Source organism: Yoonia sp. F2084L (assembly GCF_023015625.1).
Classification (GTDB): domain Bacteria; phylum Pseudomonadota; class Alphaproteobacteria; order Rhodobacterales; family Rhodobacteraceae; genus Yoonia.
In genome coordinates this window covers 429,459-452,491 of the sequence record NZ_JALKAH010000001.1, presented here as the reverse complement: position 1 = coordinate 452,491, position 23,033 = coordinate 429,459, and the positions used below count along the sequence as shown (strand labels likewise).

General features: G+C 56.7%; 26 protein-coding genes and 1 tRNA gene. 15 read left to right on the top strand and 12 right to left on the bottom strand.

The window, feature by feature from the left end; genetic code table 11:
- Window positions 1-123: 123 nt before the first annotated feature.
- The 12 genes from MWU60_RS02220 to MWU60_RS02165 all read left to right on the top strand — a co-directional run bounded on the left by MWU60_RS02220 (window position 124) and on the right by MWU60_RS02165 (window position 10,102).
- Window positions 124-993: a universal stress protein gene (locus MWU60_RS02220; protein ID WP_247225413.1), complete on the top strand. Its 870-nt coding sequence runs from the start codon at window positions 124-126 to the stop codon at window positions 991-993.
- A gap of 77 nt (window positions 994-1,070) precedes the next feature.
- Window positions 1,071-3,302 carry a hydrogen gas-evolving membrane-bound hydrogenase subunit E gene (gene mbhE / locus MWU60_RS02215; RefSeq protein WP_247225412.1) on the top strand — a complete coding sequence of 744 codons (2,232 nt, stop codon included), beginning with the start codon at window positions 1,071-1,073 and terminating at the stop codon, window positions 3,300-3,302.
- Window positions 3,299-3,718, top strand: coding sequence for a Na+/H+ antiporter subunit B (locus MWU60_RS02210; RefSeq protein WP_247225411.1), 420 nt, complete (start codon window positions 3,299-3,301; stop codon window positions 3,716-3,718). Before mbhE ends, MWU60_RS02210 begins: the two co-directional genes overlap by 4 nt.
- Entirely contained in the window at window positions 3,718-4,074 is a 357-nt protein-coding gene (locus MWU60_RS02205) for a Na+/H+ antiporter subunit C (protein ID WP_247225410.1), read from the top strand. The genes MWU60_RS02210 and MWU60_RS02205 overlap by 1 nt, the downstream gene beginning before the upstream one ends.
- A gap of 5 nt (window positions 4,075-4,079) precedes the next feature.
- Window positions 4,080-5,573: a Na+/H+ antiporter subunit D gene (locus MWU60_RS02200; protein ID WP_247225409.1), complete on the top strand. Its 1,494-nt coding sequence runs from the start codon at window positions 4,080-4,082 to the stop codon at window positions 5,571-5,573.
- Complete coding sequence (locus MWU60_RS02195) at window positions 5,570-6,049, top strand: Na+/H+ antiporter subunit E (protein WP_247225408.1); 480 nt, start codon at window positions 5,570-5,572, stop codon at window positions 6,047-6,049. Before MWU60_RS02200 ends, MWU60_RS02195 begins: the two co-directional genes overlap by 4 nt.
- Window positions 6,046-6,345 (top strand): monovalent cation/H+ antiporter complex subunit F, encoded by a 300-nt coding sequence (locus tag MWU60_RS02190; protein WP_247225407.1) that lies wholly within the window; start codon window positions 6,046-6,048, stop codon window positions 6,343-6,345. Before MWU60_RS02195 ends, MWU60_RS02190 begins: the two co-directional genes overlap by 4 nt.
- On the top strand, window positions 6,342-6,638 hold the full coding sequence (gene mnhG / locus MWU60_RS02185) for a monovalent cation/H(+) antiporter subunit G (protein ID WP_247225406.1): 297 nt from the start codon (window positions 6,342-6,344) through the stop codon (window positions 6,636-6,638). Before MWU60_RS02190 ends, mnhG begins: the two co-directional genes overlap by 4 nt.
- 63 nt (window positions 6,639-6,701) lie before the next feature.
- Window positions 6,702-8,117 (top strand): dihydropyrimidinase, encoded by a 1,416-nt coding sequence (gene hydA / locus MWU60_RS02180; RefSeq protein ID WP_247225405.1) that lies wholly within the window; start codon window positions 6,702-6,704, stop codon window positions 8,115-8,117.
- Between the two features lie 8 nt (window positions 8,118-8,125).
- Complete coding sequence (locus tag MWU60_RS02175; RefSeq protein ID WP_247225404.1) at window positions 8,126-8,515, top strand: VOC family protein; 390 nt, start codon at window positions 8,126-8,128, stop codon at window positions 8,513-8,515.
- A complete protein-coding gene (locus MWU60_RS02170) occupies window positions 8,512-9,192 on the top strand; it encodes an aspartate/glutamate racemase family protein (protein ID WP_247225403.1) in 681 nt (226 codons plus the stop codon). The genes MWU60_RS02175 and MWU60_RS02170 overlap by 4 nt, the downstream gene beginning before the upstream one ends.
- Window positions 9,185-10,102 carry a dihydrodipicolinate synthase family protein gene (locus MWU60_RS02165; protein ID WP_247225402.1) on the top strand — a complete coding sequence of 306 codons (918 nt, stop codon included), beginning with the start codon at window positions 9,185-9,187 and terminating at the stop codon, window positions 10,100-10,102. Before MWU60_RS02170 ends, MWU60_RS02165 begins: the two co-directional genes overlap by 8 nt.
- Here the strand turns inward: MWU60_RS02165 and MWU60_RS02160 are convergent, their stop codons facing one another.
- The 12 genes from MWU60_RS02160 to MWU60_RS02105 all read right to left on the bottom strand — a co-directional run bounded on the left by MWU60_RS02160 (window position 10,103) and on the right by MWU60_RS02105 (window position 21,150).
- On the bottom strand, window positions 10,103-11,077 hold the full coding sequence (locus MWU60_RS02160) for a membrane dipeptidase (protein WP_247225401.1): 975 nt from the start codon (window positions 11,075-11,077) through the stop codon (window positions 10,103-10,105).
- 3 nt (window positions 11,078-11,080) lie between these two features.
- Window positions 11,081-12,532, bottom strand: a complete 1,452-nt coding sequence (locus tag MWU60_RS02155) for an aldehyde dehydrogenase family protein (RefSeq protein ID WP_247225400.1) — start codon at window positions 12,530-12,532, stop codon at window positions 11,081-11,083.
- Between the two features lie 147 nt (window positions 12,533-12,679).
- Window positions 12,680-12,756, bottom strand: a tRNA-Arg gene (locus MWU60_RS02150).
- Between the two features lie 55 nt (window positions 12,757-12,811).
- Window positions 12,812-14,035, bottom strand: coding sequence for a cysteine desulfurase (locus tag MWU60_RS02145; RefSeq protein ID WP_247225399.1), 1,224 nt, complete (start codon window positions 14,033-14,035; stop codon window positions 12,812-12,814).
- A complete protein-coding gene (locus MWU60_RS02140; protein ID WP_247225398.1) occupies window positions 14,032-14,628 on the bottom strand; it encodes a YIP1 family protein in 597 nt (198 codons plus the stop codon). The genes MWU60_RS02145 and MWU60_RS02140 overlap by 4 nt, the downstream gene beginning before the upstream one ends.
- Entirely contained in the window at window positions 14,625-15,128 is a 504-nt protein-coding gene (locus MWU60_RS02135) for a YIP1 family protein (protein WP_247225397.1), read from the bottom strand. The genes MWU60_RS02140 and MWU60_RS02135 overlap by 4 nt, the downstream gene beginning before the upstream one ends.
- A complete protein-coding gene (locus MWU60_RS02130) occupies window positions 15,128-16,414 on the bottom strand; it encodes a SufD family Fe-S cluster assembly protein (RefSeq protein WP_247225396.1) in 1,287 nt (428 codons plus the stop codon). The genes MWU60_RS02135 and MWU60_RS02130 overlap by 1 nt, the downstream gene beginning before the upstream one ends.
- Complete coding sequence (sufC, locus tag MWU60_RS02125; protein WP_247225395.1) at window positions 16,414-17,169, bottom strand: Fe-S cluster assembly ATPase SufC; 756 nt, start codon at window positions 17,167-17,169, stop codon at window positions 16,414-16,416. Before sufC ends, MWU60_RS02130 begins: the two co-directional genes overlap by 1 nt.
- Before the next feature lie 92 nt (window positions 17,170-17,261).
- Window positions 17,262-17,789, bottom strand: a complete 528-nt coding sequence (locus tag MWU60_RS02120; RefSeq protein ID WP_247225394.1) for a hypothetical protein — start codon at window positions 17,787-17,789, stop codon at window positions 17,262-17,264.
- Between the two features lie 233 nt (window positions 17,790-18,022).
- Window positions 18,023-19,546 (bottom strand): Fe-S cluster assembly protein SufB, encoded by a 1,524-nt coding sequence (sufB, locus tag MWU60_RS02115; protein WP_247225393.1) that lies wholly within the window; start codon window positions 19,544-19,546, stop codon window positions 18,023-18,025.
- A gap of 12 nt (window positions 19,547-19,558) precedes the next feature.
- Entirely contained in the window at window positions 19,559-20,590 is a 1,032-nt protein-coding gene (locus MWU60_RS02110) for an aminotransferase class V-fold PLP-dependent enzyme (protein WP_247225392.1), read from the bottom strand.
- Between the two features lie 95 nt (window positions 20,591-20,685).
- A complete protein-coding gene (locus MWU60_RS02105) occupies window positions 20,686-21,150 on the bottom strand; it encodes an Rrf2 family transcriptional regulator (protein WP_247225391.1) in 465 nt (154 codons plus the stop codon).
- Window positions 21,151-21,322: 172 nt separating this feature from the next.
- Between MWU60_RS02105 and MWU60_RS02100 the strand changes: the two genes are divergently transcribed.
- The 3 genes from MWU60_RS02100 (at window position 21,323) to MWU60_RS02090 (ending at window position 22,935) form a co-directional block, all read left to right on the top strand.
- Window positions 21,323-21,976 carry an alpha/beta hydrolase gene (locus MWU60_RS02100; RefSeq protein ID WP_247225390.1) on the top strand — a complete coding sequence of 218 codons (654 nt, stop codon included), beginning with the start codon at window positions 21,323-21,325 and terminating at the stop codon, window positions 21,974-21,976.
- A 2-nt stretch (window positions 21,977-21,978) separates the two neighbouring features.
- Window positions 21,979-22,416, top strand: coding sequence for a hypothetical protein (locus tag MWU60_RS02095; RefSeq protein WP_247225389.1), 438 nt, complete (start codon window positions 21,979-21,981; stop codon window positions 22,414-22,416).
- Window positions 22,417-22,557: 141 nt separating this feature from the next.
- On the top strand, window positions 22,558-22,935 hold the full coding sequence (locus MWU60_RS02090; RefSeq protein WP_247225388.1) for a GFA family protein: 378 nt from the start codon (window positions 22,558-22,560) through the stop codon (window positions 22,933-22,935).
- Window positions 22,936-23,033: the final 98 nt, after the last annotated feature.

Genomic DNA, 23,033 nt, shown 5'->3' with positions numbered 1-23,033 from the left:
TACAACTTCATTGCCTTCACTATAGTAAAAGAGGTGCTACATCCAGTCGCAGGGTAAATACAAAAATGCTGCGCCCGTATCTGTTTGTGCGTCGGCACTGATCGGTACGGTCCGGGGGACAAAATGCAACGGTTCAAAGATATCCTCGTACTATGCGACGAGGAAAGTGACAGTCGGCCTGCCCTTTTGCGCGCGCTGCGCATGGCAAAGGCAAATCTGGCTAAGGTCACATTGCTTGGCGTTGTGACGCCCTCTCCGGAAGAGATTGATCGGCTCGTGGCGTCAATCCACCAAGGACGCACGGTCACGAACACTGGTCAATTGCGCACGTATCATGAGAGCAGATTAAATGACCTTGCAGGCATGCTGCGTGATGCTGGTGTGGAAACGGACATCATGCTGCTGAACGGTTCAGATCGCTCTGAACTTATCCGGCATATTAAGACCGCCAATTATGACCTTCTGCTCGCAACACTGAATGGGCGCGGTGCAATGGTCGAACTGCTTGTCCAAAGCAATCAAGTGGAGTTATTGCATGCAAGCCCCTGTTCTGTGTGGCTGATCAAAGATACCGATGCGGCAGCCGCCCGCGAAGTGCTGATCGCTGTCGATGCCGGACCGCAAACGCCAGCGCAGTCGGCGGTGAACACAATGGTCACGCAACTTGCCTCTAGCCTTGCCAAAATCGACAGCGCCAATCTGCATATCGTGAATTTGCGCCATGCTCTCGAGGTGGCGCGCCTTGATGACGATGCTATGTCCGATGTCGATGGCGCAAATATACAGGATATCAACACACTAGACATCGAAGCTGTGATGGAATACGTCTCAGGCAATCATATCGACACCATCGTTGTGGGGGCCGACTTCGGGCACGATGGCCCAAAACCGCAAGAGGAAAGCACGTTTCAGGTCATCTTGAATCAGGCCCGGTGTTCGGTGATCGCTGTAAAACCACCCGGTCCGCAAGGGTCTGTTGCTTCAACGACCTAAGGCGCTACCTCACTTAAACGCATCAACTATTTGCTGACCGGAATACCAAATTGGATACTTCAACGCCTACCCGCTGGATGACACTCGCTGGCCTTCTTCCTGTCGTTGTTGCTGGCAGCCTGTTTGTATGGTTCGCGCAGATGATCCCTGTCATCGGGGGCGGTGATACACTGCGATTTGTCTGGGAGTGGGTGCCCAGCCTTGGGGTCAACGTCAGCATATATATTGACGGGCTTAGCCTGACCTTTGCACTTTTGATCACGGGCATTGGCGCGCTGGTGATGCTGTATTCTGCGCGCTATCTGGCCGGGCACGTCCATCAGGCGCGGTTTTCGCTTTACTTGACCAGCTTCATGCTGGCGATGATCGGATTAGTTATATCCGATAACCTGCTGGCCCTATTCGTTTTTTGGGAGCTGACAACGATTACGTCATATTTGTTGATCGGGTTCAGCCATGACACCGTGAAAGCACGCCGTTCGGCCTTGCAAGCATTGATGATGACCGGCATCGGCGGTTTGGCCCTGCTGGCAGGTATTATCCTGATCGGCACGACCGCCGGCACGTTTGAGATGTCCGAAATCAACGCGATGGACGGCGTGTTGAAAGACAGCGTCATGTATCTGCCGATCGCGCTTTTGGTTTTGGCCGGTGCATTCACTAAGTCCGCACAGATGCCCTTCCATTTCTGGCTGCCCAACGCGATGGCGGCCCCCACCCCGGTCAGCGCCTATCTGCACTCTGCGACAATGGTGAAAGCAGGCGTCTATCTGATGGCGCGCACGCATCCGTCGCTGGCGGGCACGGATTTCTGGCTTTGGACGCTGACCATCTTTGGCGCCATCACGATGGTGTTCGCGTCTGTTATGGCACTGCGCCAAACCGACCTGAAACTTGCTTTGGCGTACACCACCCTGATGGCGCTTGGTGCGCTGACCCTGCTGCTGGGTAACGAGAGCGGGTATACGATCACAGCGGCCGCTACATTCCTTGTTGTGCACTCACTCTACAAGGCGGCGTTGTTCCTTGTCGTCGGCATTCTGGACGCGCAAACGGGAACCCGTGATGCGAACAGTCTGTTTGGCTTGGCACGCGCGCTGCCGATCACGGCGACAGCAGCAGCGATTGCTGCCTTCTCAATGGCCGGTTTCCCGCCCTTCCTGGGCTTTATCGGGAAAGAATTGAAATACGCAGGTGCCATTGCGGTTGCATCCGAACCTATCTTTGTGGCCGGTGCTGTTTTGATCTCAAGCGCTTTGATGGTCGCCATCGCGGGTATCGTATCTTTCCGCCCCTTCTGGAGCCGATCAGGCGAGCCCATTCCGGGCGTGAAAGAGGCCCCCTGGCCCATGCTGGTCGGCCCCGTCGTGCTGGCCATCTTGGGCGCTTTCTTCGGCATCTTCCCCGAAACGCTCGCGACCACGCTGGTCAATCCGACGGTGGCAGCAATCATTGGCAATGCTGAACCCGCCAAAGAGCTTAAGCTTTGGGCGGGCGTCAACCTGCCTTTGTTCCTGAGTATCGCGACCTTTGTTCTGGGCTTTACCATCTACGCCTTTAAGCAGCCGTTGCGTACTTTCCTGATCGGGCTGACAACACGCGGACCCAGCTTTGATAACGGCTGGGACAAGCTGATGGCTGGGATTGCTTCAGGTTCTAAGGCGCTGACGCGCAGAATCCAGACCGGGGTTCTATATCACTATATGGTTGTGACCTTTGGTACGGCACTGGCTGTCCTTGCGGTCACCCTATGGTTCCGCAGCACCGGCATCCCGGCGATGGGCATCCCGCAAGTTGAACTGTGGGACTGGCTGGTCTTCGTTCTGGTGCTGCTTGGGGCCGTACTCACGCTGATGACGAACTCGCGCATCACCGCGATTGCAGGTCTTGGCGTGGTTGGGATCGGGATGGCGATGATCTTTATCCTGTATAGTGCACCGGATGTGGCGATCACGCAGTTGCTGGTGGAAACGCTGGTTGTCGTCTTATTCGCAGCGGCCGCTTTGAAACTGCCGGTGCTGACGCCCGAACCGCTTCGCAAACGCTGGCTTGATGCGATCATCGCGATTGGTTTGGGCGTCGTGACCACGATTATCCTGCTGAAGGTCACCACCGGCCCGATTGATCGTGAACTGACAACCTTCTTTGAAACCGCCAGCTGGCCAGAAGCATTCGGTCAGAACATCGTCAACGTGATCCTCGTCGACTTCCGCGCGCTGGATACTTTCGGCGAAATCGCGGTCGTTCTGATCGCCGCCATCAGCATCTTTGCATTGCTGAAAAGTAAGCCTGAGGAGGAAAAGCCATGAACTCCATCATACTGATCGCAGGCGCGCGGCTGCAAGCGGTGCTGCTGCTGGTTTTCTCGGCCTATATGTTGTTGCGCGGGCACAACGCCCCCGGTGGCGGGTTTATCGGCGGACTGATCGCAGCGACCGGGTTCGTTGTCTATGCCATCGCCTGTGGTACGGCTGACGCACGCAAAGCGCTTCGGTTTGATCCCGGCAGTATTGCGGGCGCAGGCCTGGGGATCGCGCTGCTTGCGGGGGTCATGGCCGCCTTTTGGGGCGACGCGCTGTTTACCGGGCAATGGTTGTTCATTGGCGAAACTGAGGATAGCAAGGGCATCCCGCTGTCCACGGTGCTGGTCTTCGATATCGGCGTTTATCTCGTGGTCCTCGGGGCGATCCTATCGATCGCCTTTTCATTGGAGGAGGCCGTCTGATGGAGCAAATCCTGTCTGTCCTCATCGGCATTCTGGTCGCCTCGGCTGTCTATCTGATGCTAGCGCGCAATCTGCTGCGGTTTCTCTTTGGGCTGATCCTGCTATCGAACGCCGCGAACCTGACGATCTTTGTCGCCGGTCGTCTGACACCGGGCGCACCGCCCTTGGTGCCTGACGGCATGGATGCCCCCGTCGGTGTGGTCGCAAACGCCCTGCCCCAGGCGCTGGTGCTGACCGCCATCGTTATCGGCTTTGGCCTGTTCGCCTTTGCTCTCATCCTTGCCTTTCGCGCTTATCAAAGCCTTGGCACCCTGAATACCGACGAGATGCGCGTCGCCGAACCTAAAGAAAACTAATCAAAATGAGCTGGTATCTCACCCTTCCGTTGGTCATTCCCTTTGTGGCGTCGATCATCGCTTATCTGCTGCGGTCCTCGCCCTTGGGCGCGTGGGTGTCGATCATCGGATCGGGGCTGGGCCTGATTGCGTCCATTGCTCTGATGGTGGTCGTTCTGGATGCAGGCGTGATCGCCGGACAGATGGGCAATTGGCCCGCCCCTTTCGGGATCACGCTGGTCGCGGACCTGTTGTCGGCAGTCATGGTTCTGATCACTGCGATCACAGGCTTTGCCGTGGCCATCTATGCTTTGGGCGACATTACGGAACGGCAGGCGAAACTGGGCTATCACGCCTTGTTCCAGATTCTGCTGGCCGGTGTGACGGGTGCATTCCTCACTGGTGACCTCTTCAACCTTTACGTCTGGTTTGAGGTCATGCTGATCGCGTCCTTCGGCCTGCTGATCCTGAATGGCGGGAAAGAGCAGATCGACGGCGGCGTGAAATACGTCGCACTCAACCTGATCTCGACGATCCTGTTTTTGACAGGCATCGGACTGCTTTACGGCATGACAGGCACGCTTAACTTTGCTGACCTAGCGCTGAAGGTCGAAGAGGTCGAAAACCAAGGGCTGCTGACGGTCGTCGCGATGATGTTCATGGTGGCCTTCGGGGTGAAAGCGGCTGTCTTCCCTCTCTTCTTCTGGCTGCCTGCGGCCTATCACACGCCGAGCTTTGCCGTCTCAGCGGTCTTTGCAGGGCTGCTGACGAAGGTTGGCGTCTACGCCCTGATCCGCATGTTCACGATGGTCTTTGACCACGACATCGGGTTCACGCATACGGTCCTGCTTTGGGTCGCTTGTTTTACGATGGTCATTGGCGTTTTGGGTGCGGCAGCGCAGTCTGATTTCCGCAAAATCCTGTCGTTCCACATCATCAGCCAAATCGGCTACATGATCCTAGGACTGGCATTGATGACACCGCTCGCGCTGGTCGGTGCGGTGTTCTATCTGGTGCACCACATCATCGTGAAAGCGAACCTGTTCCTGATCGCAGGTATCGCCAAGCGACTGACCGGCGGCACCGAGGTTTACCAGATCGGCGGTCTTTACAAATCAGCACCCTTCCTTGCGATCCTGTTCCTGATCCCGGCATTCTCACTGGCCGGTTTTCCACCGCTTTCGGGTTTCTGGGCCAAATACATCATCGTCAAGGCAACGTTGGACCTTGAGATGTGGTTCGTCGCCTTCATTGCGCTGGCCGTGGGCCTGATGACAATCTATTCCATGACCAAAATCTGGGCCGAGGCGTTCTGGAAACCGCACCCTGAGGGCATTGAACCAGAGCTTAAGACCCTACCCAACAAAGCCGCACAACTGATCCCCGTTGCGGGCCTTGCGGTGCTGACGATTATTATCGGCCTGAACCCTGAACCCTTTGTGGTTTTTGCCGAACGTACCACCGCACAACTGCTTGATCCTTCGCCTTATATTGCTGCTGTGTTAGGAGAGACACCATGAACCTGTTTCTTCTCAACCTGCTGCTTGCCGTGATCTGGGCGGGCCTTTGGGGCAGTTTCACGCTGATGCAATTGTCGTTCGGCTTTGTCATCGGCTTTGCGACACTGTGGATTGCGCAACCGCTATTCGGAGGCCCCAGCGGATACTATCTGCGGGCTTATCGCATCGTGCGGCTGGTGTTGTTTTTCCTCTATGATCTCTGCATTTCCAGCGTCCGCGTCGCCTATGACGTGCTGACACCCAAGGATCACAGCAACCCCGCGATCCTCGAAATGCCGCTTGATGTGAAATCGGACATCGAAATCCTGTTGGTCACGAACCTGATCTCGCTCACCCCCGGCACGCTCAGCCTTGATGTGACGCCGGACCGCAAAACACTGATCGTTCATGCGATGTTTGCAGACGATCCGGAAGAGGTAATCCACAGCTTAAAGTCCGGTATGGAACGCATGGTCAAAGAGGTGTTCGAAGAATGACGTCTGCTGAATTTCTGGATTGGTCCATTTATGTGACCTTTGTAATGGTCATGCTGTCGCTGGCTGTCGCTTTCGTTCGGTTGGCAAAAGGTCCGACCCTTGCCGACCGGGTTGTCGCCCTTGATATGATGACGATCTCAATCATCGCCGTGTGCGGTGTGGCGGCCGTGGCAACCGGGGTTTATGCCTTGCTTGATGTGGCTCTCGTTCTGGCGCTTGTCGGGTTTCTTGCGACGGTCGCACTTGCCCGCTTTGCCGAACGGCGCGAGGCCAGAGGTGGAGGACCAGAAGAATGATCAATATCATCATCTCTGTGTTTTTGCTTCTGGGTGGCTTCTTTGCACTGATCGCGGCTATTGGCGTCATCCGCCTGCCCGATGTTCTGACGCGCATGCACGCTTCGACCAAGGCCGGTGTCTTGGGCAGTAGCCTGATCTTGATCGGTGGTGCGATTTATCTGCAAGAAACAGAAGTGACCGCACGGGTTATCGCCACGATTGTTTTTTTGATGCTCACCTCGCCCATTGGCGCGCATATGATCGGGCGCGCATCGGTCCGTGATCTGAAAAGCAAACGCAGCAGCAGCTAAACACTTGCGAAACGGACCATCCGAAGGGCAACATGATCGGACCAACCACAAGGAGCCGCCATCATGTCTGACCCATTTGATCTGGTGATCACACGCGGCCAGATCGTAACGCCCGAGGGGGTTGTTTCAGGCGATTTGGCGGTGCGCGGCGAAGAGATTGCAGCGATCGGCGTAGAACTCGGCCCGGCCAAGGCGACAGTCGATGCGCAGGGCAAATATGTGATGCCCGGCGGCGTCGATCCTCATACCCATATCGAACAAATGTCCGGCATGGGCGTAATGAACGCTGATACGTTTGAAACCGCGACACGCTCTGCCGCGATGGGTGGCACAACCAGCGTGATTTCCTTTGCCGCACAGGCCAAAGGCGAAAGGCTGGCAGATACGGTCGCCGATTACAGCGCTCGCGCGGCACATGGCGCGATGATCGACTATGCGTTTCATATGACCGTGACCGATACAGGCGTTGCGGACTTTAAGGCTGACCTCGGCGCGCTGATCACCGCCGGAAACCGCTCGATCAAAGTCTTTACGACCTACAACATCCAACTCTCTGACGCAGAAATCCTTGGCGTCATGTCGACCTCGCGGGCGCATGGCGCGTTGGTCTGTGTGCACGCGGAAACCGACGCCATCATCGCACAGGCGAAATCTGCGCTGATCGCCGCAGGCAAAACCGCCCCACATCACCACGCGGCCTCGCATCCGCGCATGGCGGAGATTGAAGCGATTGAGCGCATATGCCGCTTTGCCGAATATCTTGGACAACCGGTGATGATCTTCCACGTCTCAACCACCCAAGGGGCCGCCGCGGTCCGTGCGGCGCGGGTCCGTGGCGCGCCGGTCTGGGCCGAAACCTGCCCGCATTACCTGTTCATGACCGAAGACATCCTGCGCCAACCGGGGCTGGAGGGTGGAAAATGGATGTGTTCGCCACCGCAAAGGCATGTGGCGGATCAAGAAGCACTATGGGATGCTTTGCACGCAGGCGACGTGCAACTGGTATCTTCCGATCACGCGCCTTACCGCTTTGACGAAAGCGGCAAACTGTCCGCCGGACCGCACGCAGGTTTCCACGAAATCGCCAACGGTCTGCCGGGCTTGGAAACCCGCCTGCCCTTGATGTTTGATGCCATGGTCAGCAAAGGTCGCGGCGGGCCAGAGGGCTTTGCGCGCCTCACATCCGCCGCCCCCGCTGAGATTTATGGGCTGCCGAAGAAAGGTACGTTGGCCCCGGGAATGCATGCAGACATTACGCTCTGGGACCCGGAAAAAACCGTAACTTATGCCGAAAACGACCTGCACGACAACGTTGGCTACAATCCTTGGGTTGGCCGTACAATCAAAGGCTACCCCACTGATGTCTGGCTACGCGGCGCGCATATCGTTCAAAACGGCGCATTCAAAGGCACACCCGGCACGGGCCAAAAGATCAACCGCCCCACGCTTGCCGTCACCCCAACGCCACCTCAAAGCTAAGGACCAAGATGCCCCGCCCTGACGCCCTCAACCAGCTTGCCATCACGTTTTTCTACTACCGTGATCTGCCGCGCGCGATGCACTTTTACGAAGATATCCTTGGTCTTCCGCTGGCCATTGACCAAGGCTGGTGCAAGATCTACCGCATCTGCCCCGGCGCGCACATCGGTCTGGTCGATGAAAGCAAAGGCATGAATAAATGGCATGCCGTCAAACCCGTTCAGTTCTGTATCCGGGTGCCGGATGTGGATGCGTGGTATGCCTATGCGCAGGACAAAAAGCTCGACGCGCTCTCGGACCTCTTTATCAACGATGAGATCGGGATCCGCGCTTTTGTCTTCAATGACCCCGAAGGTTACCAAATCGAAATCCAATCAGCCACGCGAGACGGTGCATGAAACGCGATACATTGATCGTCATCAATCCCAATTCTTCGCAGACCGTCACGAATGGCATCAAAGCCGCCGTTGACCCCTTGCGTAAATTCGGCACGCCCATTCGTTGTCTGACACTGGCCGAAGGCCCGCCCGGCATCGAAAGTCAGCGTCAGGCCGACCTGACAATCGCCCCCATGCTCAAACTGGCGGCAGCGCAAAAAGACGCGGCGGGCTATGTTATCGCCTGCTTTGGTGATCCGGGTCTTCACGCCTTGCGGGATCAAACCACCCTGCCCGTCATTGGCATTCAAGAGGCTGCGGTCATGACGGCCCTTACTCTTGGACAGCGCTTTGGCGTGATCGCGATCCTGCCCGCCTCAATTCCGCGCCATCTGCGCGCTTTCGGCGCGATGGGCGTGTCGAACCGCCTTGCGGGTGATCGCGCGCTGGGGCTAGGCGTGGCTGACCTGTCTGATCCTGAGCAAAGTCTGGCCGCGATGATCACGGTTGGCAAGCGACTGCGAGATACCGATGGCGCGGATGTGCTGATCATGGGTTGTGCCGGAATGGCCCAATATCGCCGCACGCTTGAGGACAAATTGGGACTTCCTGTGGTGGAACCCTGCCAAGCCGCTGTTGCAATGGCGATGGGCCACATCGCCCTGAACCTTAGCCATAAAGGAACATCCGATGCTTGATGAAACCGCCCAAGGGGTCTTTACCATCGCCGTCACCCCGTTTCTGCCCGATGGTGCGATTGATTGGGACAGCGTCGACCGGATGGTGGATTTCTACATCGAAAAGGGCGCGACGGGCCTGACGATCCTTGGGATGATGGGCGAAGCAGGCAAGCTGACGGCGGAGGAATCCGTCGCGGTCGTCAAACGCGTCACGGCGCGCAGTTCGGTCCCGATCGTCGTTGGCGTCTCTGCCCCCGGCTTTGCCGCAATGAAAACGCTATCGGATGCCGCGATGGATATGGGTGCGGCAGGCGTCATGGTCGCCCCGCCCGGCAGCCTGAAAACCGACGCACAGATCATCACCTACTACCACAACACGGCCGAAGTTCTGGGCGACGCGCCTTTCGTTTTGCAAGACTTCCCACTGGTCACCAACGTGGTCATCCCGACATCCGCGATCCTGCAAATCGTGGCGGACTGCCCCACATGCGTGATGCTGAAACACGAAGACTGGCCGGGTCTGGAAAAGATCAGCGCGTTGCGTGCTGCATCGGGTGCCGGTGCGCGCCGCATCTCGATCCTCTGCGGTAATGGCGGGCTTTATCTGTTAGAGGAGATGCTGCGCGGCGCGGACGGGGCCATGACCGGCTTTGCCTACCCCGAGATGATGGCCCAGGTTGTCACGGCATATCGGTCCGGCGATCTGGACCGCGCCCGCGATATCTTTGACGCCTATATGCCCATGGTGCGTTACGAGGCGCAGCCGGGCCTTGGGCTCGCGATCCGCAAATACACGCTGGCGCAGCGCGGCGTGATAGCCCATGACACCGTGCGCAAACCCGGTGGGGTTTTGACGGCAGCAACCAAATCAGAGGTGGATACGCTGGCAAAGCGGCAAACCGATAAGCTGGCCGCACTTGGTCTTTGATCAACGGGGCGTAAAGCTGTCGGCAAAGAACCGATGCCAATTGCCGCCCATCAGGCCGGCAACTTCAGCATCGTCAAACCCGACAGCCCGTAGCCCCGCTTCGATATTGCCAAAGTCGCGGTTGTCGCCAAACCATGCAGGCATCGGCGGGAAACCCGGTGCCGCAGCAGAACCTTCGCCATAGTCGACCTCTTTGGTCCAGCGCCCGACACGCATCCATTCCACAACGCTGTCAGGCTGATCTTGGCAAAGATCGGACCCGATCCCGAAATGCGCGGTCCCAAACCCGTCCGCCGCATGCCCGATCATCTCGCAGAAGCTTTCAACAGTGCAGTCAGATTTCCCCTTCAAATGATGCGGATAAAGCGAAAACCCCATCATCCCCCCATTCTGCGTGACGGCACGTACCACATCATCACGCTTGTTACGCAACGCAGGCTGCCACTTGTGCAGATTGGCATGGGTGATCGCAATCGGACGCTCTGAGATATCGGCCGCTTCAATCGTGGAGCGATCCGCAGAATGGCTCATATCCACGACCATGCCGACGCGGTTCATTTCCTTGATCACCTGACGGCCCATGCGGGTGATGCCAGGGTCTTCGGCCTCGTAACAGCCCGTGGCGAGCAGAGATTGGTTGTTATAGCTCAACTGCATGAACCGCGCGCCCAACTTGTGCAGGACTTCGACCAACCCGATATCATCCTCAATGGGGCTGGGGTTCTGAAACCCAAAGAAAATCGCGGTGCGGCCCGTTTGGCGCGCCTTTTCGACGTCGTCGGCCCACTCGCCGTGGAAAATCAGATCGGGAAACTGCTCAAACCAGCGGTTCCACTGTTCGATGTTCAGCACCGTCTCGCGAAAATTCTCATGATAGGCGATGGTGACATGCACCGCATCGACACCACCCATCCGCATCTGGCGAAAGATCTTTTCAGACCAATTGGCGTATTGCAGACCATCAATGCGGTACATGGTCTACTCCGGGCTGCCGGACGAAATGTAAGCGGTTTTGACGGTGGTATAGAACTCTGCCGCATAAGCGCCCTGCTCGCGGGGACCGTAAGAGCTGTCACCCCGACCGCCAAACGGCACATGATAATCCGTGCCTGCGGTGGCCAAGTTCACCATCACACAACCGGTCCGCGCATTGCGGCGGAAGTGCGTAGCGCGCGCGAGGCTTTTGGTCACGATACCGGATGTCAGCCCAAAACGCGTGTCGTTGACGACATGCAGGGCCTCGTCATAGCTGCCCACTTTGATCACGGCGGCCAAAGGCGCGAACATCTCTTCGCGGTTGATGGTCATGTCGTTGGTGGTGTTCAGGAACACACCGGGTGACATGAAATACCCATCGGTGTCGCGACTAACGCGTCCACCGCCACAAGCAAGCTCAGCACCCTCCGCCTGCCCTTTCGCGACATAGGCAAGGTTTTCATTCAACTGCTGTTCGCTGACGACTGGTCCGATCTGCGTTCCTTCGGCCAAGGCATGTCCGACTTTCATTGCCTTAGCCCCAGCCACCAGTTTCGCAACAAAGGCATCATGCACCGCCTGATGAACGACCAAACGCGAAGACGCCGTGCATTTCTGTCCGGTGCCGCCAAATGCGCCCCCAAGGGCAAGTGTGACAGCCAGATCAATATCCGCATCATCCATGACGGCGAGCGCGTTTTTCGATCCCATTTCCATCTGCACCTTGGTCAGGTTCTGGATCGCAGCCGCAGCAATTCCCTTACCCACAGGTACAGACCCCGTGAAGGAAATCGCATTCACCTTGGGGCTTTCCACAAGACGTTGGCCCACATCACGGCCCGCACCCATCACAAGGTTGAACAGCCCCTTGGGGATGTCCTGCCGCGCGATGATTTCTGTCAAGGCGACCGCCGAGGCCGGCGTCACGTTCGCGGGCTTCCACAAAACCGCGTTACCAAAGGCCAAAGCGGGCGCGATCTTCCAACTTGCGGTGGCAGTGGGAAAATTCCAAGGGCTGATAATCGCGACCACACCGACAGGTTCGCGGCGCACATCAACCTCGATCCCGTCGCGGGTGCTATCGGCGGTATCGCCGATCTGACGCAAAACCTCAGCCGCGAAATAGGTGAAAAACTGGCCTGCGCGAAACACCTCGCCTTTGCCTTCGGCCAGCGGTTTGCCTTCCTCGCGGCTCAGTAGCGTGCCCAACTCTTCGGCGCGGGCCATCAATTCATTTCCGATGGCCATCAGCACGTTCTGCTTACGCTCAAGCCCGTATGCTGCCCACTCTGCCTGGGCATGCCGGGCAGCATCCAATGCCGTTTCCAACTGATCACCACTGGCCTGCGCGAAGATGCCGACCACATCGGACAAATCTGAGGGATTGATGTTCGTGATCTCGGCAGACCCTGCGACCCAGTCGCCCGCGATGTAATTCAGTTTTGTTTCGGTCATAGTTTCCCTTTCGTACGGCGCAATGCGATAGGCCGTTGTCGCAGGACACTAAGCGATGTGGTACGAACCAAGTCAAACGCAAAGAGACAGTCAATCGTCTGCAACCGACATTTGGCAAGCTGCATAACTGCATTCTGTTCAGGGAAATGGCGCACCCGAGAGGATTCGAACCTCTGGCCTCTGCCTTCGGAGGGCAGCGCTCTATCCAGCTGAGCTACGGGTGCGTTCTGGACTGTCTATAACTGCGCACCCTGCCCGTCGCAACGGTATTGCGCGAACTTACGCAAAAAGATCGTGACAAAGCTCCAGCGCGTCGATCAGCACATCCACTTCATCAGTTGTGTTGTACATCCCAAATGACGCGCGACACGTCGCCCCAACGCCCATATGCTCCATCAACGGCATCGCACAATGGGTGCCGGCACGTACCGCCACGCCCTTTTTATCCAGCACGGTTGAGATGTCATGCGCATGTGCGGCACCTTGCATCTTGAATGAGAAGATCGCACCTTTGGTGGCCGACTGCCCCTGCACATTCAGCCAGTTCAACCCATCCAAGCGGTCGCGGGCATAGTCGCGCAGGCCCTGCTCATGGGCGGCAATCTGATCCATGCCAACGTCCATCATATATTCAAGTGCGACGCCAAGCCCGATGGTCTGGACGATACCCGGCGTGCCTGCCTCAAACTTCATGGGCGGATCATTCCACGTGACCTCATCACGCGTTACATCGCGGATCATATCGCCGCCGCCCATAAAGGGGCGCATCTCGGCCATGCGATCCTTGGCGACGTAAATCGCCCCCGACCCCGACGGGCCGTAAAGCTTGTGCCCGGTAATCGCATAGAAATCACAATCAATATCGGTCAGATCAACCGGCATATGCACGGCAGATTGACTGCCATCAACCAGTACAGGCACACCTTTGGCATGTGCACCTGCGGTGATCGCTTTCACATCCACAACAGTGCCAAGCACGTTTGACATATGCGTGATCGCGACCAGCTTGGTCTTGGGCCCTATCGCATCAATGACCTTCTGTGGGTCCAGATCGCCGTTCGCATCCACATCGACCCATTTGATCACAACACCCTGCCGTTCGCGCAGAAAGTGCCAAGGCACGATATTGGCGTGGTGTTCCATGATCGACAGGACGATTTCATCACCGGCTTCCATACGTGGCATGGCCCAGCCATAGGCGACCATATTGATGCCTTCGGTGGTGCCGGAATTGATGATGATATCATCCTCGGACGGCGCATTCAGAAAACGCGCGATGATGCCGCGCACGCCTTCATAGCGTTCGGTGGACAGATTGCTGAGATAATGCAGACCGCGATGCACATTGGCGTATTCTTCGGCATAACCGCGGGTGACTGCGTCTATGACGACCTGCGGTTTCTGTGCGGATGCACCGTTATCCAGATAGACCAGCGGTTTGCCATTCACCTCGCGGGACAGGATCGGAAAATCAGCACGTATCTTTGCGATATCATAGGTCATGACATTCCTCCTGCGGCACCAACGCCCAAGACAGCTAGGATGATACCCGCCACCAGGCCCGTTCCGATCAAAGCCAAAACGATGGCCACAACCGCCTTGCCGAGGTTCTGAAACCCATGCAAAACATTCACAAAGTTGATGAAGCACCACAAAAGGGCACCAAGCGACAACAGCCCGAAGATACCAGCAATAGCGGGGCTGATCAGGACCAGCACCAGTTGGATCACCTCTAGCGTCAGGCTAATCGACTGAAACCAAACGATAATCGCAAGTGTCGCCGCCAGGGTGCCAACACCCCCCATCATCTGGCCAGCGTAATAGGTTCCAAAAACAAAGAAGAGCAAAAACACCCCGATGATTGTCACGAACCCAAAGGGCGACAGCACGATCCCTTGCTGATCAAACGCGCCCGGTGCAGGTGACAGCATCTGCAGCAACGCCAGCAGAATCACGTTCAGCACGGCGATCAACGCAAGCGCTGTCCACAGCGCTTCGCGTGGGACGTTCATGTCGATCGCTTTGCGCGCGCTGTCTGACGGCTCCATGATGCTGGTCCAGACGGCACGCAGCCATGTTTGAAAATCTACTGTCATGATCTGCTTTCGGCCTCGCGCAAGCTTTGAACCCATATGAAAAGAAAAACAACCGCACCAACACCACCGACCAATGCGGCCTGCGTCCCGGGACCGATCAAACCACGCACCAGCCCGTAGAATAAAAACAGTGGCGACATCGCCAACAACGTCCAGAAAAGCGCCAGACGAGCACCGAACCAACTGCCTTTGCCGCCAAACAATTTTGCAATCAGATGAGACAGCGCCGCGACACCGTACATGAACAACGGCAGGATGATGACCGCGCTGAAAAACGTATAGGTCATCATCCCTTCAAAGTTCATTTCCGGTGGCCATGGTGACGGCTCATACCCATCGGCCACGCGGCGCAAGCGGGGCCATTGCGCCACAAAGATCAAAACACAGCTGACCATCAGGAACATGATCGCCCGATCCTCGCGGCGACCCTGATCCAACAGATCGCGCATCACGGCACGCGGCCTGCGCCATGTGCGCAGTATGTCGTTTGTGACGGGCATTACCTGTGCCGCGTAAGCCAGCCTTCAAGCCGGGCCCGCAAGTCTTCTGCCAATCCTTCGTCTTCGATCTCTTCCAAAGCTTCAGCCAGGAACGACAGCGTCAGCAGATTGCGCGCATCATCATGCGACACGCCACGCGACCGCAAATAAAACAAGGCGGTTTCATCAATCGCACCCGAAGTAGAGCCATGCGAACAGGCCACATCATCGGCGTAAATCTCAAGCTCGGGCTTGGCAAGGAACTGGCTGTCTTCATCCAGCAAAAGCGACTGGCTGATCTGATAGCCATCGGTCTTTTGCGCGCCTTCCTTCACCAGGATCTTGCCTTGGAAAACGCCAGTCGCACCGTTGCGCAGCACCTTCTTGAACACCTGACGGCTTTCGCCATTCAGTGCGTCATGCGTCACAAAGACAGTGTCGTCATGGTGAAAGTCCTTGCCATCGCCGACGCAAATGCCCGCAACATGAGCCACCGCATCATCGCCAACGATTTCCAATATGCATTCATTGCGCGTCAGCACACCATTGAACGTCAAGGTGAATGACTTGAAGGTTGAATTTGCCGCAAGCCTTGCAAAACAATGGGTTACAGCGCGACGTTCATGATCGCGCCCTTGCGCACGGACGTGATGAAACGTGCCACCTTCGGCCACTTCGACCTCAAGCTGCTTTGAAAACCGCGCCGCAGCGGGACCGGTTTCGAGCAGCGTCAGCTCTGCGCCCGCTTCAACCTTTACAAGGTTATGCAGGATCGCATCGGATGACACATCCTTGTGCAGATAGATGAAATTGATTGGCTTGGCGGCCTTACCGGTGACGCGAATGACAACACCATCGGTTGCGAGGGCGGTATTCAATGCCGCAAGGGGGCGCTCAACCGGGTTTTGGCCTCGCGCCTCAAGCACACCGTACAAATCCTTGGCCCAGTGAATGTCGGTGGCCATCGCATCGGCCAAACGCTCGACTTCAACGCCTTCACCGATCAGGTTATCGGATGCATCCGCGTCAAAAATGCCATCAACAAAGACGATCTTGATCCGGTCGACATCCGCAAACAACGGACCTTCATCGTTCACAAAAAGAGCCGCCTCAGATGCATTTACAGCCGTCAGCGAAGTGGGATCCGTATACTTCCAATACTCATCGCGCTTAGTCGGCAGACCCATCTGGCGCACGCGCGCCATGGCATCGGCCCGCGCGGCATTGCCCCAGGCGGCCCCTTGCGGAACATCCACATCAGCCAACCGGGCCTCTGTCGTATCAATTTTCAGCTTTGCAAGCGCCATCAGGCCACCTCTGCCAGAATGTCAGCATAACCGTTGTTTTCGACTTCAAGTGCGAGTTCGGGACCGCCTGTTTTCACAATGCGCCCATCGGCCATGATATGCACGACGTCAGGTTTGATGTGGTCCAGCAAACGCTGGTAATGCGTGATCACAAGGAACGACCGTCCTTCGGAGCGCAGCGCATTCACCCCCTCTGACACCAGTTTCATCGCGTCAACGTCCAGACCCGAGTCCGTCTCGTCGAGGATGCACATCTTGGGCTCCAGCATTGCCATCTGGAGGATTTCATTGCGCTTTTTCTCACCGCCTGAGAATCCAACGTTGACCGGACGCTTGAGCATATCAGCGTCAATCTTCAGGTCCTTGGCTTTCGCACGCACCTCTTTCAGGAAGTCCCCGGCGCTGAGCTCTTCCTCGCCGCGCGCCTTGCGCTGCGCGTTCACAGCCGTGCGCAAAAAGGTCATGTTGCCGACGCCGGGAATCTCTACCGGATATTGGAAGGCGAGGAATAATCCGTTCGCAGCACGATCCTCTGGTTCCATATCAAGCAGGTCCGCGCCTTCAAGATGAGCAGAGCCAGCAGTCACCTCATATCCGTCCTTACCGGACAAAACATATGACAATGTCGACTTACCCGATCCGTTCGGACCCATAATGGCATGTACCGAACCGGGCTCGATCTTCAGATCAACACCCTTGAGGATTTGCTTGTCTTCTTCTTCAAGTTTGACCTCTAGGCCTTTGATTTCCAGCATATTACTCTCCTAAAGATAAGTGCGCGCGACAACGCAAAGTATCCCCGTGCGGATAGGTCCGCCGGAGCAATTGCCGCTATGATTGGTTGGGGTTACAGGCCGTAGACGGTGCCGCGATACACGACGGAATGCTGCGTGGTCGCTTCCATCACCTGTTCGACGTGGGCTTCGGTATAAATCACCGCCATCTGATCGGGCCAGCGCCAAATGATATTGTGTCCGGCAGTCATCATGACGGCGACGCCAACGATCTGCGCCAAACGTTCGCCCAGCTTGCGCCGGTCCAGAACAGCAGCCAGCATGATCATCGCCCAGAAGGTCACGAAAATCTCGAGATAGAAAACCACATCGCTGGGATTTGTCAGACCAAAGACCCTGATGCGCACCACTTGGGCGAACATCAACGCCAGCCCACCTACGATCATGGAAACAAGCATCTTGCCCATCAAAGAAGGTTCTTCGTTGGACTTTTTGATTTTGTCGCGCGTGACGCGCTTGGGGATGTGCATGCCCAAGTCGGGATCGTAATACGAATTGTTCCGCGGGCTTTTGATGTTCTTCACGCGTGCGTTGAAGTCGTTGATGTCGTATTTGCGCGCAGCCATTCGCCAAAGTCCCATGCGTTAACCCTTCTGTGTGTTTTGACACAGAACTTGGGCAACAAATGGGCTGCGCCGTGACATCGTAAGGCCCGACTGTGGCGGACATGGCAAAAATGTTCATTTCCAGACCTCCTACCACTTTGGCCTAGCGTCACCATCAGACAACACCGATGCGCGCAGCGCAGAATCCTGCGGATATTTATTAGCTTGGTTCAACGATTGGTCCTTTTTCACCAGTCGGGCGGTAGGCCTTAGCCCACCGAACCTTCAAGCGAGATCGCAACAAGCGCCTGTGCTTCCATCGCAAACTCCATCGGCAATGCTTGCAGCACTTCCTTACAGAACCCGTTCACGACCAAGGCGACCGCCTCTTCCTCGTCCATCCCGCGTGAGCGGCAGTAGAACAGTTGATCATCGTCGACCTTTGATGTGGTCGCCTCATGTTCCACCCGGGAAGAGTTATTCTTCACCTCGATATACGGCACAGTATGCGCCCCGCATTTATCGCCGATCAGCAAGCTGTCGCATTGGGTATAATTGCGCGAAGACTTGGCCTTCGGGTGCATGGAAACAAGGCCGCGATAGGTGTTCTGTGCCTTACCGGCGCTGATACCTTTGGACACGATCCGCGACTTGGTGTTCTTGCCCAAATGCACCATCTTCGTGCCGGTGTCGGCCTGTTGCATGTTGTTGGCAATCGCAATGGAATAGAACTCACCCTGGCTGTCGTCACCGCGCAGAATGCAACTTGGATACTTCCAGGTCACAGCCGAACCCGTTTCAACTTGCGTCCACATCACCTTGGACCGGTCGCCGCGGCAATCCGCGCGCTTGGTCACAAAGTTGTAAATACCGCCATTGCCTTCCTCGTCACCGGGATACCAGTTCTGGACGGTTGAATACTTCACCTCGGCATCTTCCTCGATGATGATTTCAACGACCGCTGCGTGCAGTTGGGCCACATCACGCTTTGGCGCAGTACAGCCCTCAAGGTAGGACACATATGACCCTTTGTCGGCAATGATCAGCGTGCGCTCAAACTGACCTGTGTTTTCAGCATTGATGCGGAAATATGTGCTCAGTTCCATCGGGCAACGCACACCCGGTGGGATGTACACAAAAGAACCGTCTGAAAACACAGCCGAGTTGAGCGTTGCATAAAAATTGTCTGATGGCGGCACAACGGTGCCCAGATATTTCTTCACCAGTTCGGGATGGTTTTCAATCGCCTCAGAAATCGAGCAGAAAATCACGCCCGCCTTCTTAAGCTCAGCCTGAAAGGTCGTGCCGACAGACACACTGTCAAACACCGCATCCACAGCCACTTTGCGGCCTTCTGCCGGCATATCCTCGGCACCCTCAACGCCAGCCAAGATAGCCTGCTCTTTCAACGGGATACCCAGCTTTGCATAAGTTGCCAGCAGCTTGGGGTCGACGTCGTCCAGCGACTTCGGCTTTTCTTCCATGCTCTTGGGGCGCGCATAGTAATAGATGTCCTGAAAGTCGATGTCGGGATAGTTGACCATCGCCCACTTCGGCTCGTTCATCTTGCCCCAACGCTCAAACGCTGACAGGCGCCAGTCGGTCATCCACTCGGGTTCTTTGTTCTTTTTGGAAATCAGGCGGACGATATCTGTGTTCACGCCTTTGGGCGCATATTCCATCTCGATATCGGTTGCCCAACCATGCTTATATGGACCTGAGAGTTCCTTGACCGCGTCCACGGTCTCCTGATCAACGCCTTCTTTGACCTCAACGGTATCCAAAGCTGTCATTTATCCATCCTCTCAAGCAGCGCGACGTCGCGCCCGTTTTTCGCTCCAGGCCTGCACAAAGCGCATAACCTCTTCTTCTGTCGTATCAACGCCCAGCGACACACGTATCGCACTTGACGCCACCTCATCGTTCAGTCCCAGCGCCTGCAAGACGCGGCTGGTTTTGACCTTGCCACTCGAACAGGCAGAGCCTGCCGAAACCGCAAAACCCGCCAGATCCATCGCCATCACCTGCGTCTCACCCTTCCACCCCGGTGAGGCAAAACAGCTGGTGTTCGGCAAACGGTCCAACCCTTTCCCGACAAAAATAGTACTCTTTTCGGCGGCCTCAATGGCTGTTTCTAGAATATTTCTAAGTTTGGCAACCCGATCCCATTTTCCAGTCGCCAAATCGGCCTGAGCGGCAGCCACAGCAGCACCCATTCCGGCAATCGCAACCACGTTTTCAGTACCAGAGCGGCGGCCCATTTCCTGCCCGCCGCCTTTGATTTGCGCTGCAACATCTGTCCCTTGCGGAAAGATCAGCGCACCGACACCTTTCGGGCCGCCGAATTTATGGGCAGACAGGAACACCATCCCGACGCCAGACCATGAAAAAGCAAAGGGGACTTTGCCAAATCCTTGCGTGATATCACTGACCGCCAATCCTTGTGGCAAAGCCTGCACGATACCCGTTTCTGAATTCGCCAGTTGCACCGTTGACCCTGCCGGATCATCCACCTGCACAGCGCCATCGACAACCGGCAAGCAAGGATCAACCCAGGCATGCACCGCATCATGCTCGATCAGTGCGGCCTTCAAACCACGCTCCGCCAAGGCCAGCGCCGCAGCCTCGGTCGCACCGGATGTGAACACCACATCCGCACCAGAGGCCCCGACAGCCTCCGCAATCTGCGCCCGCGCTGTTTCAACAATCCCCTTCGCCGCGCGCCCTTCAGCATGCACAGACGACGGATTGCCCACGACATCCATCGCCGCAATCATTGCCGCGCGCGCTTCCGCCCGCAAAGGCGTGGTCGCATTATGATCCAGATAGGCTCTCATCTCTTCTCATGTTCCAAAATACCTCGGGGGAGGAGCGCAGCGACGGGGATCGCCATTAGAACGCCATTGGTCCGAGTGACAATGGCGATGCCCCTTTACGACGCTTCATCAACCACTTCGAACAAGGCAGGCACCGCCGGGCACGGCGCTAATTCATTGCTCACCACATCCGACAGACGGGCCTGATGCAAAAACACATAGACATGGGCGCTCAACCCCTCCCACAACCGGTTGGTCATCGACTGGGCACGTGATCCAGAGGCCGCACCCGACGCCCCTGCGCCTTTGTGCATCGCCGACACCGTCTCATCCACAGCACCCAAAATCTCGGACACGCGAATATCGGATGCGGGCCGCGCCAGACGGTAACCACCACCCGGACCACGTACAGAATCGACCAACCCTGCCCGGCGCAGTTTGACAAAAAGCTGCTCCAGATAGGGCAATGAGATGTCCTGCCGCTTGGAAATCTCGGTCAGGTTGACCAGCGCATTATCCGTCTGAAGCGCCAGATCAGCCAAAGCGACCATCGCATAGCGGCCCTTGGTGCTTAATTTCATTGGCTTTCCCCCGACAGGCGCGCGCAATTTCATTGACGGCGCGGTGCAGCATCATTACTTCACCGGGACCACGACAATTATGGCCAATAGCCCTAGTTTAGAATCTTTCTAAGGTGTCCGAGCATTTTCGTCAAGAATGCACGCACCACCTGTAGCAGTAACGGAAATACGCATGCCCGAAGTCATCTTTCCCGGACCAGAAGGTCGCCTTGAAGGCCGCTATCACCCGCAAAAGGACCGGGACGCACCGATCGCAATCGTACTGCACCCGCATCCCCAGTTCGGCGGGACGATGAACAACCGGGTCGTCTATAATCTGCACTATGCTTTTTATAACATGGGCTTCACCGTGCTGCGCTTCAACTTCCGGGGCGTGGGCCGCAGCCAAGGCGAGTACGATCAGGGCGTGGGCGAACTGTCTGATGCAGCATCAGCACTCGACTACCTGCAATCCATGAACAACAACGCCAAGCACTGCTGGGTCGCTGGCTTTTCTTTCGGCGCATGGATCGGCATGCAGCTTTTGATGCGCAGGCCCGAAATCACGGGCTTTATCTCGGTCAGCCCACCGGCGAATATGTACGACTTCAGCTTCCTGGCCCCCTGCCCGTCGTCTGGTCTGATCATCAACGGCTCGAACGACCGGGTGGCACCGCCTGCCGATACCGTAAACCTCGTGAATAAGCTGCACGAGCAAAAGGGCATCACAATCACCCATGATGAAATGGCGGGCGCCGGGCACTTCTTTGAAGACCCGCATATGGACCCGATGATCGACACAGTGCGCACCTATGTCCGTCGCCGCCTGACAGAAAACACGCGATAACGATGGCAGAGGACTATCTTGAACGCGTTGCAGGTGAATTAGCCGATCTTGCATTGGCCGATGAGCAACGCACAAAGGACGAAAATATCATCAACGAGATCAGCGGCATCCTTGGGTCGTCGTCACAGACCCTGCAAGAAGGGTTTCTGACAGCCGTCCGCGTCCGCCGTGCAGAAGTACGCGCGCGCGCCTTGCTGGCCGAACGCTCACGCGGGCCCCAGCGGGTCAAATCACGGCTTTTGATCGACGATGCCGAAGAAGTGACAGCGCCGGACGATACGCATATCGAAGACGCTGAGGAGCTTTCCATCGCGCCGGAACCTCAACCGCAAGAACCTGCGGAAGAGGATGCTTTCGCAGATGTCCTCAGCACACTGGATGAGTTCTTGCAGGAGGACGAGGAAAAACCCATCGCCCCATCGCGCCCTTCCCGCAAGTAAAACGGCTGGAGATGTCGCGCATTGATGGTCAACGCGCCTTTCTGACCAAAAGTCAGCAAAGACGCTGCGCCGATCCGGGAAGCCCTCAAAGCCCGTATAGACGTTTGGTTTGCACAAGAAACGACGTAGGGACGCACGAGCATGACGCAAGTAACCGGGGGCTGTCTGTGTGGGAAAGTCAGTTTTAGTGCCTCTGGCGTCCCGAAACGTGTCGGCCTGTGTCACTGTATGGATTGCCGCAAACATCACGGCGCGCTGTTCTTTGCCGCTGCAATTTTCCCGCAAGAGGCCGTGCAAATATCAGGCGAAACCCGGCAGTACGAAGGGCGCCACTTTTGCCCTACTTGCGGATCATCGGTCTTTGCGCGCAGCGACGACGAGATTGAACTGCACCTTGGCGCGCTCGACCAAACGGACGTCTTTACCCCGACCTATGAAATCTGGACGGATCGGCGCGAAAGCTGGCTGCCGCCCTTCCTTCAACTGACACAGCACGCGCGGGAAAACACCAGCAACTAAGGCAATGTGACAGCACCGCAGACGTCGCGGCAAATGCTATTTCCTCTATACAAAGCACCTGCACAGGCGTAGGGCGCAGGTCTGACGCCGCCAGAAAG